General features: G+C 72.0%; 13 protein-coding genes. 11 read left to right on the forward strand and 2 right to left on the reverse strand.

All coding sequences use genetic code 11. The features are described from left to right. Positions 1-5: 5 nt before the first annotated feature. The gene (locus AC07PR_RS10235) at positions 6-2,831 is read right to left on the reverse strand and encodes an ATP-binding cassette domain-containing protein (protein WP_495135203.1); all 2,826 of its coding nucleotides are present in this window, start codon (positions 2,829-2,831) and stop codon (positions 6-8) included. 432 nt (positions 2,832-3,263) lie between these two features. Here AC07PR_RS10235 and AC07PR_RS10240 point away from each other — a divergent pair, with 432 nt between their 5' ends. From AC07PR_RS10240 to AC07PR_RS10290, 11 genes are all read left to right on the forward strand, one after another. After that, on the forward strand, positions 3,264-4,556 hold the full coding sequence (locus AC07PR_RS10240; protein ID WP_495135204.1) for a glycosyltransferase: 1,293 nt from the start codon (positions 3,264-3,266) through the stop codon (positions 4,554-4,556). Positions 4,557-4,558: 2 nt separating this feature from the next. Beyond that, complete coding sequence (locus AC07PR_RS10245; RefSeq protein WP_495135205.1) at positions 4,559-5,578, forward strand: amidohydrolase family protein; 1,020 nt, start codon at positions 4,559-4,561, stop codon at positions 5,576-5,578. A 40-nt stretch (positions 5,579-5,618) separates the two neighbouring features. Beyond that, entirely contained in the window at positions 5,619-6,848 is a 1,230-nt protein-coding gene (locus AC07PR_RS10250; RefSeq protein ID WP_495135206.1) for a glycosyltransferase, read from the forward strand. Positions 6,849-6,884: 36 nt separating this feature from the next. Then, positions 6,885-8,207, forward strand: coding sequence for a glycosyltransferase family 4 protein (locus tag AC07PR_RS10255; RefSeq protein WP_483106840.1), 1,323 nt, complete (start codon positions 6,885-6,887; stop codon positions 8,205-8,207). Next, positions 8,204-9,370 (forward strand): glycosyltransferase family 9 protein, encoded by a 1,167-nt coding sequence (locus AC07PR_RS10260; protein ID WP_495135207.1) that lies wholly within the window; start codon positions 8,204-8,206, stop codon positions 9,368-9,370. The genes AC07PR_RS10255 and AC07PR_RS10260 overlap by 4 nt, the downstream gene beginning before the upstream one ends. After that, entirely contained in the window at positions 9,367-10,374 is a 1,008-nt protein-coding gene (locus AC07PR_RS10265) for a glycosyltransferase family 2 protein (protein WP_495135208.1), read from the forward strand. The genes AC07PR_RS10260 and AC07PR_RS10265 overlap by 4 nt, the downstream gene beginning before the upstream one ends. Before the next feature lie 35 nt (positions 10,375-10,409). After that, the gene (locus AC07PR_RS10270) at positions 10,410-11,627 is read left to right on the forward strand and encodes a glycosyltransferase family 9 protein (protein WP_495135209.1); all 1,218 of its coding nucleotides are present in this window, start codon (positions 10,410-10,412) and stop codon (positions 11,625-11,627) included. 674 nt (positions 11,628-12,301) lie between these two features. Then, positions 12,302-12,547: a glycosyltransferase gene (locus AC07PR_RS10275; RefSeq protein ID WP_495135210.1), complete on the forward strand. Its 246-nt coding sequence runs from the start codon at positions 12,302-12,304 to the stop codon at positions 12,545-12,547. After that, positions 12,544-13,581, forward strand: a complete 1,038-nt coding sequence (locus AC07PR_RS10280; protein ID WP_495135211.1) for a UDP-glucuronic acid decarboxylase family protein — start codon at positions 12,544-12,546, stop codon at positions 13,579-13,581. Before AC07PR_RS10275 ends, AC07PR_RS10280 begins: the two co-directional genes overlap by 4 nt. A gap of 43 nt (positions 13,582-13,624) precedes the next feature. Continuing rightward, entirely contained in the window at positions 13,625-14,806 is a 1,182-nt protein-coding gene (locus AC07PR_RS10285; protein ID WP_495135212.1) for a zinc-dependent alcohol dehydrogenase, read from the forward strand. Continuing rightward, complete coding sequence (locus AC07PR_RS10290; protein WP_495135213.1) at positions 14,803-15,381, forward strand: hypothetical protein; 579 nt, start codon at positions 14,803-14,805, stop codon at positions 15,379-15,381. Before AC07PR_RS10285 ends, AC07PR_RS10290 begins: the two co-directional genes overlap by 4 nt. Positions 15,382-15,481: 100 nt before the next feature. Here AC07PR_RS10290 and AC07PR_RS10295 read toward each other — a convergent pair whose 3' ends face one another. Continuing rightward, positions 15,482-15,709, reverse strand: coding sequence for a hypothetical protein (locus AC07PR_RS10295; protein ID WP_495135214.1), 228 nt, complete (start codon positions 15,707-15,709; stop codon positions 15,482-15,484). Positions 15,710-15,733: the final 24 nt, after the last annotated feature.

Below are 15,733 nucleotides of genomic sequence, written 5' to 3' on the forward strand. Positions count from 1 at the left end.
GTTCGTCAACTGGGCACGAGCGCCATGTCGTGCAGCGCGCGGATCAACTCCTGCGGCATGACCGGCTTGGCCATGTGGCGCTGGAAGCCGGCCACCAGCGCGCGCAGGCGGTCCTCCGGCTGCGCCATGCCGGTCAGCGCGATGGCCGGCAGGCGCCGCCCGAGCGGCACCTCCCGACGGGCCTCCAGCACCCGGATGCCGCGCACGACGGCATGGCCGTCCTCGTGCCCGAGGGCGATGTCGCACACCAGCGCCTGCGGCCAGGCGCTGGGATCGCGTTCGTTGAGCCGGCGCAGGGCCTCGTGCCCGCGGCTGATGCGCTCCGTGCGCGCGCCTTCGAGTTCGAGCAGCAGGCCCAGCGATTCCAGCGCGTCCTCGTCGTCGTCCACGCACATCACCTGCAGCCCGGCCAGCGGATGCGGCGACAGCCCGAAGCCCGTCTCGATCGCCGTCGTCTCGGCCGCCAGCGCGGCCTCCACCACGGCTTCGGGAGAGGCGCGCAGCGCCTCGCGCGACAACGGCGCGTCGGCCAGCGCGGGCAGGGGCAGCTCGAGTTCGTACCGCTGCTCCCCACCGGCCGCATCGCGCTCGATGGCGAGGTGGCCGCCGGCCTCGTTGATCAGCGTGCGCAGCTCCAGCGTGTCCGGCGGCGTGGTGCCCGCATCGAGCCGGCCCTGGACGCCGACGGTCAGCCGGCTCGCGCGTTCCTCGCGTGCCAGACGGCCTTCCATGCGGCCGCGGCTGGCGCCGTGCAGCGCGAGCAGGCACATCAGCTGCACGATGCGCGCCAGGCGGCTCGCGTCGCCATGGACGCTGGCGACGTCCAGGTCGATGTCGGTGTAGAGATCGATGTCGGCCTCGGCCAGCGTCTCGCGCAGCGCGTCCAGGCTCAGCACCAGCAGACCCGCCAGGTTGACGGGGTGGTGGGCGATGCGGCGCTCCAGCGTCTGCGCCTGCTGCTGCTGGCGCTGCAGCTCCCACAGCTGCGCGTAGAGCCCGCGATGCGCGAGCAGCTCCTCGTGACGCCCGCGCTCGGCAATCTCGCCGCGGTCCATCACGATGATCTGGTCGGCGTCGACGACGGTGGACAGCCGGTGGGCAATGATCAGCGAGGTCCGGTCCCGGGCCACGCGCGCCAGCGCGCCCTGGATGGCGCGTTCGGCCTTGGAGTCCAGCGCCGAGGTCGCCTCGTCCAGCACCACGATGGGCGGATTCTTCAGGAAGGCCCGCGCGATCGCGATGCGCTGCTTCTCGCCGCCGGACAGCCGCGCGCCGCGCTCGCCGACGCGGGTGGCGTAGCCGTCGGGCAGCAGGGCGATGAATTCGTCGGCCTGCGCGGCCTGCGCGGCGGCGACGATCTCGTCCTCGCGGGCGTCCGGACGGCCATAGCCGATGTTGTAGGCGATGGTGTCGTTGAACAGCACGGGATCCTGCGGGACGACGCCGATGGCCTCGCGCAGGCTGCGCTGCGTCAGGCCCTTGAGCGGCTGGCCGCCGATGCTGACCTCGCCGCCGTCCGGGTCGTACAGGCGCATCAGCAGCCGCGCCAGCGTCGACTTGCCGGAGCCGCTGCTGCCCACGACGGCATAGGTGTGCCCATGGGGAATCTCCAGCGTCAGGCCGTGCAGGATGCGCCGCTGGCGGTCGTAGCCGAAGTCGATGCCGTCGAAGCGGACCGTCGTGTCCGCGCCCGCCAGCGGCCGGGCATCGGGTGCGTCGCGGATGTCGGGCTCGCGGTCGAGCAGCGCGAACAGCGTCTCCGTGTTGAGCAGCGCGTCGCGCGTCTCGCGGAACACGAAGCCCAGCGTGTTCAGCGGCAGGAAGACCTGGATCAGATAGGCGTTGACCATGACCAGGTCGCCGATGCTCATGCGGCCGGCCACCGTGTCGCGCCCGGCCATCAGCATCACCGCGCCCACGCCGACGGCGATGATCGCGGCCTGGCCCAGGTGCAGCAGCGACAGCGTCCTCTGGCTGCGCACGCTGCCGTCGATCCAGCGCGAGAGCACGCCGGCGTAGCGGTCGCGCTCGCTGGCCTCGCGGCCGTGCGTCTTCACCGCCTCGTAGTTCAGCAGGGTGTCGACGAGCAGTCCGTGCGCCTGGGAGTCATGCGCGTTCATCACGCGTTGCCGGGCCACGCGCGTGCGGGTCATGGTGGTGGTCCATGCACCGTACGCGAGCATGCTCGCGCCGATGACGAGCACGTACGGCACGCCGAAGCTGGCCAGGATGATCAGCAGCACCGCGGCGAATTCCACCGCCGTCGGCACGACCGTGAAGACGCCGGCGCCGAGCAGATAGCCCAGGCCATCGGTGCCGCGCTCGACCTCGCGGATCAGCGCGCCGGTGTTGCGTTCGGCATGGAAACGCGGGCTCATCGCCAGCAGGTGCGCGAAGGCGCGTTCGGAGAAGCTGCCGACGACCTGCTTGCCGACGCGCGCGAACGCGAGGTCGCGCAACTCGGTGAACAGGGTGCTCGCGTAGCGCAGCAGCGCGTAGCCGATCAGCAGGGCCACCGGGACGGAGAGGCCGATGACCAGGCCCTGCGCGGCGGTGCCGGGCGACGACATGGACGACGGCATGGACGACGACATGGACGACGTCGGCTGCATCGCCTGCAACGGCGTCAGGTGATCGACGATCGCCTTGAGCATCGCCGGCACGCCCACCGCCGCCAGCTTGGACAGCACCAGCAGCAGCACGGCCAGCAGCGTGCGCGCACGCCACCGCCACAGGGCCCGCCCCAGACCGAGCAGGGCGCGGCGACTGGGCGAACCGGAAGGGCCGGAGGAACTGGGGGAAGCGGACGAACTGGCAACGGGGGTGTCCATCGTCCTGGTCCTTCGCAAGACGGATGCCCGGGGAAGTCGGTTCAGATGACCGAGAACCCCGATGGAATCGGTAATTCGAGCCGATCGACGATTTCCGGATGGGCATGTCGACGGCCGATCCGACCTGCATCGCGGCGCGTCGGCGCGGCATGCCGGCACCGGAGGCGAGCAGGTCGCCGACGCATCGAACGGGTCAGCGCTTCTCTGAGAACCGGCCCTCGCCGCAGGTCATCGAGCCGACGGCATCGCGAGGCATGACCGGGCATGGGCCCCGCTCTTGCCAAACCGTTGTTCACAAGCCCTCCGTGGCGTCCCCCCACATCCAGACGGGGCCGCCGGACAACGAGGAGGGACCTTGCCCCCGTGGTCGGTGCCCCGGCCCGCCACGTCCTTCACCCAGGCGCAGCGCCAAGCGCGCCAACGGGAATTCCAATGTCACCCTTGATCGTGTTCTCGCACCTGCGATGGAACTTCGTGTTCCAGCGTCCGCAGCATCTGATGTCCCGCCTGACGGCCGACCGTCGCGTGATCTTCATCGAGGAGCCCATCCTCGATGCGACCGCGCCCCCGCGCATCGCGTCGAGGTGGGAAGGCGTGCGAGGCGCGGAGGTGGAGGTGCTGGTGCCCTTCACGCCGGTCGCCGCGCCCGGCTTCGACGATGCCCAGCTGCCCGCGCTGCTGCCGCTGCTGGAGCGCGAGCTCGCCCGGCGCGACGTCGTCGATCCGCTGGTGTGGCTGTACACGCCGATGGCCTTGCCGCTGATCGCCAGCCTGGGCCCGAGGGCGCTGATCTACGACTGCATGGACGAGCTGTCCGCCTTCCGTTATGCCCCCGCGCAACTGCGCCAGCGCGAACGCGCGCTGATGGCGTCGGCCGACCTGGTGCTGTGCGGCGGTCCGTCGCTGTACGAGGCACGCGAGGGCCTGCATCCGAACCTGCACTGCCTGCCCAGCGCGGTCGATCCGGCCCACTTCGCGCCGACGACGCCAGCAATGGGCGGAGGGGAGGATGAAGGCGAGACCGAGGCCGAGACCGAGGCCGAGACCGAGACCGAGGCCGATATCCTGGCCGCGCGTGCGAACGAGCTGCAAGGCGACCTGGCGCACCCGCGGCTCGGCTACTTCGGTGTCATCGACGAACGGATGGACCTCGAGCTGGTGGCGGCCCTCGCGGACGCGCGTCCCGACTGGCAGATCGTCATGGTCGGCCCGGTCGTCAAGATCGACGAGGCCTCGCTGCCGCGCCGTCCCAACCTGCGCTGGCTGGGCATGCAGAGCTACGCGCAGCTGCCGCACCTGCTGGCCGGCTGGGACCTGTGCCTGATGCCGTTCGCGCTCAACGAGTCGACGCGTTTCATCAGTCCGACGAAGACGCTGGAATACCTGGCCGGGGGCAAGCCCGTCGTCAGCACCGCGATCCGCGACGTGATCAGCCTATACGGCGGCGCGGTCCGCATCGGGCGCGATGCGGCGGGCTTCATCGCCGCCTGCGATGCGGTGCTGTACGAATCGCCCCAGATGCGTGCGAGCTGGCAGAAGGCCGCGGCCGCCGTCGTGGCGGCGGGCACCTGGGACGTGGCCGCCGATCGCGTGCGGGGCTGGCTCGCCGAGCTCCCCGCCGCCGCCCGGCCGAGTGCGCCCGCGGCGACCGCGCCGGTCCCGACCGTGCCTGCAGCGACGCCCGCAACCGCAACCGCAACCGCAACCGCGCTGCGGGCCGCCTGATCATGATCATCGACGCCCATCTCCATTGCACCGGCCGCGAGACGGCGGACGACGTGCTGCGTACGCTGGACGAGGCGGGTATCGACGTCGGCGTACTGCTGGCGCCGTTCCTCGGCGATGGGTATTCGCTCGACGATGCCGCCTCGCTGCGACGCGGCAATGCCCACCTGTCCCGCCTGGTCCGCGATCACCCGGACCGGCTGATCGGCCTGGCCGTGGTCGATCCGCGCGATCCGGACGCGCCGGCGGACCTGCGGCATGCGATCGAGGACCTCGGCCTGCGCGGCGCGAAGATGGTGCCGACCGGCTGGTATCCGCATGAGGAGCGCGTGCAGCCGGTCTTTGCCGTCGCCGACGAGCTCGCGCTGCCGCTGCTGTTCCACAGCGGCATCTTCATCGACGGGCGGTCTGGCCGCTTCTGCCGGCCGACCTACTTCGAGGCGTTGCGCGACCATCCCCGCACGCGGGTCGCGCTGGCCCACATGGGCTGGCCGTGGACCGACGAGGCCCTGGCCGTCGCGCTGATCGACCGCATCCACGGCGTGCCGCACGCGCAGGCGCAGTTCCGGCTGGACATCTCGTTCGGCCCGCCGCCGCCGTACCGGCTCGAGGTGCTGTCGCGGATGCTGGCGGTGCTCGGCGCGGGGTCGCTGCAGTTCGGCAGCGACTGCTTCCTGCCCTGTTCCGGCGCCGAGCTGCGCGAGCGCAGGCAGTGGGTCGCGGACCTCATGGACCAGCTGGCGCTGGGCGAGGGCGATCGCCAGCAGATCTGGCGTGGCACCGCGGCCGCGTGGCTGGGACTCGACCAGTCTGAACGTCCCGCGGATCCCGTCCCCAGTGCTCACCGCGTCGATCCCGCCCAGTCGTTCGCATCCGTCGACCCTGTCCCGACTGGCGCATCCATCGGCGCCGTCGCCTCTGCCGTGCCGCGCGCGTCCTTCGCTTCCCTCGTGTCCCGCGCGTCGGAGGGCCTCGAACACCTCGACGCCGGCGCCCGGCGCTGGCGGCCCGTGTGCTGCTGACCGTCAAGGCCCGATCCCCCGTCACCCACCAAGACCCATCATGGACATCGCTTCCCCCCACGCCGTCGCCGCCTTGATCGAGGACGGCCACGCCTCGCTGCACCCGGTGCCGAGCACGCAGGCGCCGCTGCATGTGCTGGAGGTCGTCGGCAACGACATCGTCGGCGGCATGGAGCGTTGCGTGGAGCGCCTGGTCGCCCACCTGGGCCGCGAGGGCGGTTTCCGCTTCACCGCGCTGTGCCCGTCGGAGGGCGCCTTCGCGGAGCGGCTGCGCCAGGCCGGCGCGACCGTCGTCATCGTCGCGATGCCCGACGATCCGCCGTGGTCCGCCATCCAGATGGTGGCGAGCCTGATCACCGCGGAGCGCGTCGACCTGCTGCATGCCCACCTGCCCAACGCGCATGTGCTGGCGGGACTCGCGGGCCGGCTCGGCGGCGTGCCGGTGATGGCGACCATCCACGCGCGACAGGCGGGACTGTCCGACCTCGAAGTGCATCGCGCCACCGGCAGCTTCCTCAGCGTGGTCTGCCGCCAGAGCTACTACCACGCGCTCGGTCTCGGCGTGGAGCGCGGCCGCCTGAGCCTGGAACCCAACGGCGTCGATGTCGACGCCTTCCGGCCCGGCGCGCGGCCGGCCCAGGGCTTGCGCGCCTCGCTCGGGCTGGAGGGGCAGGTGATGCTCGCCGGGCTCGTCGGCCGCCTGTCGCCCGAGAAGGCGCCGGACGTCTTCGTGCGCGCGGCGGCGATCCTGCGGCAGACGCTGCCCGACGCGCACTTCGCCCTCGTCGGCGAGGGGCCGATGAAGTCCGGGCTGCGCGAGGCCATCGAGCGGCAGGGCCTGGCCTCGCATGTGCACATCGTCGGCGGCGTCGACGATGTGCGGCCCATCTATCACGACCTCGACCTGCTGGTGTCGAGCTCCCATTCCGAGGCGATGCCGCTGGCGCTGATGGAGGGCATGGCCAGCGGGCTGCCGGTCGTGGCGACCCGCGTCGGCGGCGTGCCCGAGATCGTCGAGCACGGCGGCACCGGTTGGCTGGTCGCGCCGCGCGACGCCGAGGACCTGGCCGGCCGCATCCACCAGATGCTGACGCAGCCCGAGTTGCGCCAGCGCATGGGCGAACAGGCGCGGGCCCGCATGGTCCGCCACCACCGGCTCGACCGGCACCTCGACGCGCTCGGCGATCGCATGCGGCACATCACGCGACCGGGCAGCGCGCTGGAAGTCGCCCGCGCCACGCGCGTCACGGCACCGGCGCGCAAGCGCTGAACCTTCTTCGAATCCCCACCCCTGGAGCCGTCCATCATGGAAGCACCTTTGAGAGTCGCGCTGATCAGCGAACACGCCTCCCCGCTGGCCCAGCAGGGCGGGGTGGACGCCGGCGGCCAGAACGTCTACGTGGCGCATGTCGCCGCGGCATTGGCGCGGCGCGGGCATCACGTCGACGTCCTGACGCGGCGCGACCAGCGCGCGCTGCCGACCGCCGTCGACATGCGGCCCGGCGTGCGCGTGTTCCACATCGATGCCGGCCCGGCCGCCTTCGTGCCCAAGGAGCAGCTGCTGCCGCACATGCGCGCCTTCGGCGCCGCCGCGCTGCGGCTGATGCGCGGCAGCGTGCGCCATGACGTGATGCACGCCAACTTCTTCATGTCGGGACTCGTGGGCCTGCGGCTGCGTCGCATGCTCGGCGTGCCGCTGGTGCAGACCTTCCACGCGCTGGGCGCCGTGCGGCGCCTGCATCAGAAGGAGTCGGACCGCTTCCCGCAGGAGCGCATCGCGATCGAGCGCCGCATCGCCGAAGAGGCCGATTGCGTCATCGCGGAGTGCCCGCAGGATGCCGACGATCTGATCCGCCATTGCGGCGCGCCGCCCGATCGGATCGCGCAGGTGCCTTGCGGCGTCGACCTGGACGAGTTCGGCCCCGGGGACCGCGCCGAGGCGCGACGCAAGCTGCACCTGGCGGGGGACGAGTTCATCGTGCTGCAGCTCGGCCGGCTGGTGCCGCGCAAGGGCGTCGACAACGTGATCCGCGCCGTCGCGCGCCTGCCGTCGGGGGTGCCGTGGCGGCTGCTGATCGTCGGCGGCGAGTCGACGTTGCCGGACGAGGCCCGCACGCCCGAGATCGGCCGGCTGCGCCGCGTCGCGCAGGACTGCGGCGTGGCAGCGCGCGTGACCTTTGTCGGGCGCCGCGACCGCGACCAGTTGCGCGACTACTACCGCGCCGCCGACGTCTTCGTGACGACGCCGTGGTACGAGCCCTTCGGCATCACGCCGCTGGAGAGCATGGCCTGCGCGACGCCGGTGATCGGCGCGGCGGTGGGCGGCATCCAGCACAGCGTCGTCGACGGGCTGACCGGCTTCCTGGTGCCGGCGCAGGATCCGGCGATCCTCGCGCTGCGCCTGGACGACCTGCGCCGCCAGCCGGAGCTCGGCCGCCTGATGGGCCGCGCCGGGCTGCAGCGGGCGCAGCGGGAGTTCACCTGGGACAGCGTCGCCGCGAAGCTCGCCGCGGTCTACGGCGGGCTGGCCGCGCGGCGCGCGCCGCGGCAGGCGCAGGGCGTCCACCGCCTCGCGGCGGCACGTGTCCCGGTCGGCGCCGGGTCGTCCGTCGTGGAGGCGAAGGGATGACGCTCGAGGCCGAAAGGACTGACGAGCGCCGCGCCCATCGCTGGCGCGCGGCGCGCCGCGTGCTGCTGATCCGGCTGGACAACCTGGGCGACGTGCTGATGACGACGCCCGCCATCGCCGCGGTGCGGGAGTCGCTGCCCGGCGCTCACCTGACCCTGCTGGCCGCGCCGTCGACGGTGGCGCTGGCGCCGCATCTGCCGATGGTCGACGAGGTCATCGGCTTCGACGCGCCATGGACCAAGGCCGGCGCGGCGGCGGCGGACCGCGGCGAGACCCCGCGCGGCTGGACCGAGCGGCAACTGGTGCGGCGCCTCTCCGGCGCCGACGGCGGCGACCGGGAGCGCCCGGACGCCGCGATCATCTTCACGGTGTGCACGCAGAGCGTGTTCCCGGCGGCGACGCTGTGCCGGCTGGCCGGCATCCCGCTCGTGCTCGGACATGCGCGCGAGCGCGCCTATGGCCTGCTCAGCGACGAGGTGGCCGATCCGGACCGCATCGGACCAGGCATGCGCCATGAGGTGCGACGCCAGCTGGACCTGGTGGCGCGCGTGGGCTGCCGCACGCAGGACGAGCGCCTGCGCTTCGCGCTGGTCGCGCGCGATCGCATGGCGGTCCGCGCGACCTTGCGCGGGGCAGGCCTCGCGGACGGGCGGCCCTATGTGCTGTTCCATCCGGGTGCGAGCGCCCCGTCGCGCCGCTATCCGGCGGACCGGCTGGGCGAGGCCGCGGACCGGATCGTCCGCGAGGACCGCACCGGCCGCACCGTGGCCGTCCTGTGCGCGGGACCCGGCGAGGTGGCACTGCTCGCCGAGATGCGGCGCGCGATGCGCGGTCCCGCCATCGTGGTGGCGACGTCCGCCTGCATCGGCGAACTGGCCGCGCTGATCGCGGACGCGCGCTTGCTGGTGGCGAACAACAGCGGCCCGGTGCACCTCGCCGCGGCGTTGGGAACACCGGTGGTGGACCTGTACGCGCTGACGAATCCGCAGCATACGCCGTGGCAGGTGGCCTCGCGGGTGCTGAGCCACGACGTGCCCTGTCGCAACTGCCAGCAGAGCGTCTGCCCGGAACTGCACCACGCCTGCCTGCGTGGCATCGCGTCCGGCCAGATCGCCGAGGCGGCCGGTGCGCTGCTGCTGCCGGCGATGGGAGCCGTGGCATGAGCGGGCGCGGGCTGGACGTCTCCGTCGTGATCCCGACCTATGGGCGGCCCCAGTTGCTGGAGCGCTGCCTGCTGGCCTTGCTGGCGCAGACCCTGGCGCGCGAGCGCTTCGAGATCATCGTCGTCGACGACGGGCACGACAGCCGTTGCCGCGACCGGGTGCAGGCGATCGCCGCGCTCGAAGGCGCGCCGCTCATCCGCTACCTGTGTCCCGTCCGCGGGAAGGGGCCGGCCGTGGCGCGCAACACCGGCTGGCGCGCCGCCGCCGCGCCCATCGTCGCCTTCACCGACGACGACACGCGGCCCGAGACCGGCTGGCTGCGGCTGGGTCTCACCGCGATGGCGCGGCATCCCGACTGGGTCGCCGCGTCGGGCCGCGTCCGAGTGCCGCCGACCTCGCGCCGCCGGCGCGGCGTGCATCGCGCGCCGACCGACCATGAGCTGATGACCCGCGGCCTGGAGACTGCCGAGTTCGTCACCGCCAACGCCTTCGTCCGGCGCGCCGCGCTGGTGGCGATCGACGGCTTCGACGAACGCTTCCGGCGCCCGTGGCGCGAGGACTCGGACCTGCAGTTCCGCCTCGAACGCCTGGGGCCGGTGGGGCACGCGACGCGCGCGCTGGTGTGGCATCCGGTCCGGCCGGAACGATGGGGCGTGTCGCTGCGCCAGCAGCGCAACGTCTTCTTCGACGCGCTGCTGTATCGCAAGCATCCCGCGCTGTACCGCCGCCGCATCCGCCGCGTGCCGCCGTGGGACTACTACGCGATCGTGGCGCTGACGCTGGCCGCGGCCGTGCTGGCGGGGTCGGGGCGGATCGGCGCGGCGGCGCTGCCCATGACCGTCGCGCTGCTGCTGATGCTGCGCATCGCCGCGCGGCGCCTGCTGCACACGTCGCGTTCGCCCGCGCACGTGGTGGAGATGCTGTGCACGTCGGCTGCCATCCCGTTCCTGTCGGTGTACTGGCGCCTGCGCGGCGCCTGGCATTTCCGGACGCCGTTCCTGTGATGACCGCCGCCATCACGTCCCCGATCGAACGGTCGATGGAAGTGTCGACTGACGCGGCCGTCGTGGCCGTCGACGCGGTCATTGAACCGGTCATCGAAGCGCCCATCCTGCGCGTCCTCGTGCTGCGCGCGCTGGTCTTGGGCGATCTGATCTGTGCGGTCCCCGCGTTGCGCACGCTGCGCGAGGCGTGGCCGCATGCGCATATCGCCTTGATGGGCCTGCCCGCGGCGCGCGAGTACGTCTCGCGCCTGGACTGCATCGACGAGTGGATCCCGTTCCCCGGCTGGCCGGGCCTGCCCGAGCACCCGCCGGACCTGCGCGAGCTGCCGGCCTTCCTCGCGACGATGCAGGGCGGCAACTGGGATCTCGCGATCCAGCTGCACGGCAGCGGCGAGCGGACCAATCCCTTCCTCGCGCTGCTCGGCGCGCGTTGCAACGCCGGCTTCCACGGCCCTCAGGCCTGGGTACCGGCGCGGGATGCCGCGCGCTTCTTCCCCTGGCCCGAGGTCGGTCACGAGACACAGCGGCTGCTGTCGCTGTGCCGCCATCTCGGCCTTCCGCCGACGAGCGAGCACCTGTCCTTCCCGCTGCGCGACGACGACGAGCAGCACCTGCGTCAGGCCTGGCCCGGTCGGGACGAGGTGGCCTCGTATGTCTGCCTCCACGCCGGCGCGCAGCTCCCGTCGCGGCGCTGGCCGGTCGCGCGCTTCGCCGCCGTCGGCTGGGCCTTGCATGAAGCCGGCCACACGGTCGTGCTGACCGGCACCGCCGACGAAGGTCCGCTGGTGGCGACGCTCGCATCACGGCTCGCGGCGTTCCACGTGCCCTGCGTCAACCTCGCCGGCCAGACCTCGCTGTGGGCCTTCGGCGCGCTGCTGCGCGGCGCGCGGCTGCTGGTCTGCAACGACACCGGCGTGTCGCACGTCGCGGCGGCGCTGCGCGTGCCCAGCGTCGTGACTTCCTGCGGCGGCGATGCCGAGCGCTGGGCGCCCGTCGATCACGTGCTGCACCGCGTGCTGTCCAAGCCGGCGCCATGCCGGCCCTGCGCGTTGTCCGACTGTCCCTACGGCCATCCCTGCGCCGAGGCACTGACCGTGGCCGAGGTGCTCGTCGCGATCGAGGACCTGCTGCGGCAGCCGCGCCTCGCCACCGGACCAACGATCAAGGAGGGCCACCATGCCCCGACGCTTGCGCATCCTGACGTGGCATGTCCACGGCAACTACCTCTTCAACCTCACGCAGGTTCCGCATGACTTCTACCTGGTGACCGATGCGGGGCGCACGCCGGGCCAAACGGCGGGTCAAGCGCCGGGCCAAGCGCCGGGCCAAGCGCCGGGGCGTGCCGGCCGCGTGGGCGCGCTGCCGTGGGGCGACAACGTCCACGAGGCGCCGATCGCCGAGATCGCCCGCATGCCCTTCGACGTCGTGCTCTACCAGCACCGCGCGGGATGGGACGAGGACCGCGAGCGCTGGCTCGACGCGGCGCAGCAGCGGCTGCCACGCATCTACCTCGAGCACGATCCGCCGCAGCGGCATCCGACCGACACCCGGCACTGGGTGCAGGACCGGGGCGCGCTGCTCGTGCATTGCACCCACTTCAATGCGCTGATGTGGGACGCGGGCGACACGCCGTCGCGCGTGATCGAACACGGCGTGCAGCCGCTGACCCGGCAGACCTGGATGGGCGAGGTCGAAAAGGGATTGGTGGTCGTGAACCATCTGGCCCGACGCGGCCGACGCCTCGGCGCCGACCTGTATCGCGAACTGGGCGGGCGCCTGCCGCTGGCGCTGGTGGGCATGGGCAGCGAGGAGATGCCGGGCGGGCAGGGCGAGGCGTCGCCGCTGGCGCTGCCGGCGTGGATGGCCTCGCATCGCTTCTTCTTCCATCCGGCGCGCTACACCAGCCTGGGCCTCGCTGATCGAGGCGATGCTGGTCGGGCAGCCGGTGATCGGCCTGGCGACCACCGAGCTGAGCACGGTGATCCGCAGCGGCGAGAGCGGCTTCCTCGACAACCGGCCGGACGTGCTCGAGGACGCCATGCGGCGCCTGCTGCGCGATCCCGGACTGGCGCGGGAATGGGGGCAACGCGGCCGCGCGCTGGCCCGCGAGCGCTTCAACATCGACCGCTTCGTCGCGGACTGGATGCAGACCTTGCACGAGGTGAGCACATGAACGACTCCGCGCAGGGCGCATCCGCATCCACATCCGAGAGTGCCGACACGTTGCCGGCCGAGTCCCGCCGCTCCGCTCACACCGTGCTCGTCACCGGCGCCGCCGGCTTCGTCGGCAGCCACCTGTGCGAGGCGCTGCTGCGGCGCGGCGACCGCGTGATGGGCGTGGACAACCTCAGCACCGGCGACGCCGACCATCTGGAGCACCTGCTCGGACACCGCGGCTTCACCTTCCAGCGCCGCGACATCTGCCAGGAAGTGACGCCGGAGATGGCCGGCGCGGACCGGATCTTCAACCTGGCCTGTCCGGCGAGCCCGGCGTATTACCAGACGGCGCCGGTGGACACGGTGCTCAGCAGCGTGCTCGGCGTGTGGCGGCTGGCGACGATGGCGCAGGCCAGCGGCGCGCGACTGCTGCAGACCTCGACCAGCGAGGTCTACGGCGACGCCGAACGCCATCCTCAGCGCGAGGACTACTGGGGCAACGTCAATCCGAACGGCGCGCGCTCCTGCTACGACGAGGGCAAGCGCTGCGCGGAGGCGATGCTGATGGCCTACCACCGCGAGCAGGGCGTCGACGTGCGCCTGGCCCGAATCTTCAACACCTACGGCCCGCGGCTGCGGCCGGGCGACGGCCGCGTGGTCAGCAACTTCATCGTGCAGGCCCTGCAGGGCGAGGCGCTGACGGTCTACGGCGACGGCGGGCAGACGCGCAGCTTCTGCTTCGTCGACGACACCGTGCGCGCGCTGATCCGCATGATGGACGGCCCGCACATCGGCCCGATCAACGTCGGCAATCCCGGCGAGCACACGATGCTGGCCCTGGCCGAGATGGTCCTGCGCCTGACCGGCAGCCGATCGCCGCTCGTGTTCATGCCGCTGCCCGAGGACGATCCGCGGCGCCGCTGCCCGGACATCGACCTTGCGCGGACCGCGCTGGGGTGGCAGCCGGAGGTCAGCCTGGAGGACGGGCTGCGCCGCACGATCGAGCACTTCCGCGTCGTGCTGGGTGCACGCACGCGGACGGTGGCTTGAAGACAGTCTCCGATCAATCGCATTCCCTTTCTGGAGAACATCAATGCTTGCCATGGAATACCGCGGCCCGTACCGCATCCGGACCGTGCACAAGCCGACACCGGCGATCGAGCATCCGCAGGATGCGATCGTTCGCGTGGTGCGCAGCTGCATCTGCGGCTCCGACCTGCATCTCTATCACGGCCTCGTGCCTGACACCCGCGTCGGATCGACCTTCGGCCACGAGTTCATCGGGCAGGTCGTCGATGTCGGTCCCGGCGTGAAGCAGCTCCGCGTCGGTGATCGCGTGCTGGTCCCCTTCAACATCTTCTGCGGCACCTGCTTCTTCTGCCAGCGCGAGCTCTACGGGAACTGCCACGCCACGAACCCGGAGGCGACCGCGGTGGGCGGCATCTACGGCTACTCGCACACGACAGGCGGCTACGACGGCGGGCAGGCGGAGTTCGTGCGCGTGCCGATGGCGGATGTCGGGCCGACCAAGATCCCCGATGACCTGCACGCCGAGGATGCCGTGCTGCTGACGGACGCCTTCCCGACCGGCTATCAGGCGGCGGAGATGGGCGACATCCGTGAGGGCGACACCGTCGTCGTCTTCGGCGCCGGTCCCATCGGCCTGTTCGCGGCGAAGAGCGCCTGGCTGATGGGCGCGGGCCGCGTGATCGTGGTGGACCACGTCGAGTACCGGCTCGACTTCGCGCAGCGCTTCGCGCAGTGCGAGGTCATCAACTTCCGCGAGGTGCGGGACATGGCCGAACACATCAAGCGAATGACCGATGGGCTGGGCGCGGACGTGTGCATCGACTGCGTCGGCGCCGAAGCGGCGGGCAACTTCCTGCAGAGCCTGACCGGCGTGCGCATGAAGCTCCAGGGTGGCGCCGCCACCGTGCTGCACTGGGCGGTGAATGCCGTGCGCAAGGGCGGCCGGGTGTCCATCGTCGGCGTCTACGGCCCGACCTTCAACGCCTTCCCGATGGGCAATGCGGTGAACAAGGGGCTGACGCTGCGGATGAACCAGGCCAGCGTGAAGCGCCATCTGCCGCGCCTGATCGAACACATCCGCGCGGGGCATATCCGGCCGCGGGACATCATCACCCACCGCCTGCCGCTCGAGGAAGTGGCGGACGCCTATCACCTGTTCTCCAGCAAGCTCGACGGCTGCATCAAGACGGTACTGATTCCGCCGGGCGCCGACGAGCTGGGCTGGCCCATCGGGAGAGCCGCATGAAGAACGACGAGTCCTACGCGCCGGACGCCGGCGCCCGCGACGCGCGCGAGCAGGCCATGGCTGCCGGCCACGTGCACCGGCCACCCATCGACGCCAGCCAGTATTCACACATCCCTGGCTGGGGCGTGGACCGCAACCGGAAGGATCGCCCGGCGGTGCCGATGGAGCGCACGCCGCCGCGGCTCGACGGCATCGACTGGGACATGCCGTCGCAGCAGCAGTCCGACGTCGAGGTGCTGCACTCGACCGAACGCTCCGGACTGACGCCGGTGTACGGCACCAGCGCGCCGCCGCGCGGGCTCAGCGGCATGCTGCGACGGACCGGATTCCGATACAGCGAAAACGACCTGCGACGTTGGCTGATCCTGCTGCTGGCGGATCGCGTCGACGTGGTCGAGGGCCTGTTCAGCGATGTCGCCTCGGGCCATGTGCCGCGCATCTACAACGAGATGGGCGGGCGCGCGGAGCTCAGGCACAACCCCGCCGGCGCCGCCCGGAAAGTGGTGGCGGTCGCGGCCGTGGCAGGGGTGGCCTATTGGCTTTGGCGCCGGCATCAGCGCGACGAACAGGACTGAGTCCGGCGGCCGGCCGCGTCACGGAGATCTCACGCCGCCCCTCCTCGGCGTGAATCGAGCGATGCACCGGCCGCCACCCGCGTGCGAGCGCGACGCCGCACTACAGGTTGGCGGCCTTGAGGATGCGACCCGTCTTCGCCGGGTCGGCTGGTTGGCCGAGTCCGTCGATGCTCCCCGCGCCCAGCACGCGCTGATAGGGGTCGGCGGAGACCCGCAGGGCGGCGATGCGCGCCGCCGCGCGTCGGGAGGCCACGGCGGCCTGCCGGCCCTTGGGCGTCACCGCCCGGGCGGCGAGCTGGCCGATGTAGTCGAGATCGAATGGATGCATGGATCCTCGCGATGATGAAGACGG

This window comes from Roseateles sp. GW821-FHT09H11 (assembly GCF_059415845.1).

Bases quoted from the DNA above. Each gene is read 5' to 3' on its own strand.
- AC07PR_RS10235 (WP_495135203.1), bottom strand. From the start codon at position 2,831: ATGGACACCCCCGTTGCCAGTTCGTCCGCTTCCCCCAGTTCCTCCGGC.
- AC07PR_RS10240 (WP_495135204.1), top strand. From the start codon at position 3,264: ATGTCACCCTTGATCGTGTTCTCGCACCTGCGATGGAACTTCGTGTTC.
- AC07PR_RS10245 (WP_495135205.1), top strand. From the start codon at position 4,559: ATGATCATCGACGCCCATCTCCATTGCACCGGCCGCGAGACGGCGGAC.
- AC07PR_RS10250 (WP_495135206.1), top strand. From the start codon at position 5,619: ATGGACATCGCTTCCCCCCACGCCGTCGCCGCCTTGATCGAGGACGGC.
- AC07PR_RS10255 (WP_483106840.1), top strand. From the start codon at position 6,885: ATGGAAGCACCTTTGAGAGTCGCGCTGATCAGCGAACACGCCTCCCCG.
- AC07PR_RS10260 (WP_495135207.1), top strand. From the start codon at position 8,204: ATGACGCTCGAGGCCGAAAGGACTGACGAGCGCCGCGCCCATCGCTGG.
- AC07PR_RS10265 (WP_495135208.1), top strand. From the start codon at position 9,367: ATGAGCGGGCGCGGGCTGGACGTCTCCGTCGTGATCCCGACCTATGGG.
- AC07PR_RS10270 (WP_495135209.1), top strand. From the start codon at position 10,410: ATGGAAGTGTCGACTGACGCGGCCGTCGTGGCCGTCGACGCGGTCATT.
- AC07PR_RS10275 (WP_495135210.1), top strand. From the start codon at position 12,302: ATGCTGGTCGGGCAGCCGGTGATCGGCCTGGCGACCACCGAGCTGAGC.
- AC07PR_RS10280 (WP_495135211.1), top strand. From the start codon at position 12,544: ATGAACGACTCCGCGCAGGGCGCATCCGCATCCACATCCGAGAGTGCC.
- AC07PR_RS10285 (WP_495135212.1), top strand. From the start codon at position 13,625: ATGCTTGCCATGGAATACCGCGGCCCGTACCGCATCCGGACCGTGCAC.
- AC07PR_RS10290 (WP_495135213.1), top strand. From the start codon at position 14,803: ATGAAGAACGACGAGTCCTACGCGCCGGACGCCGGCGCCCGCGACGCG.
- AC07PR_RS10295 (WP_495135214.1), bottom strand. From the start codon at position 15,709: ATGCATCCATTCGATCTCGACTACATCGGCCAGCTCGCCGCCCGGGCG.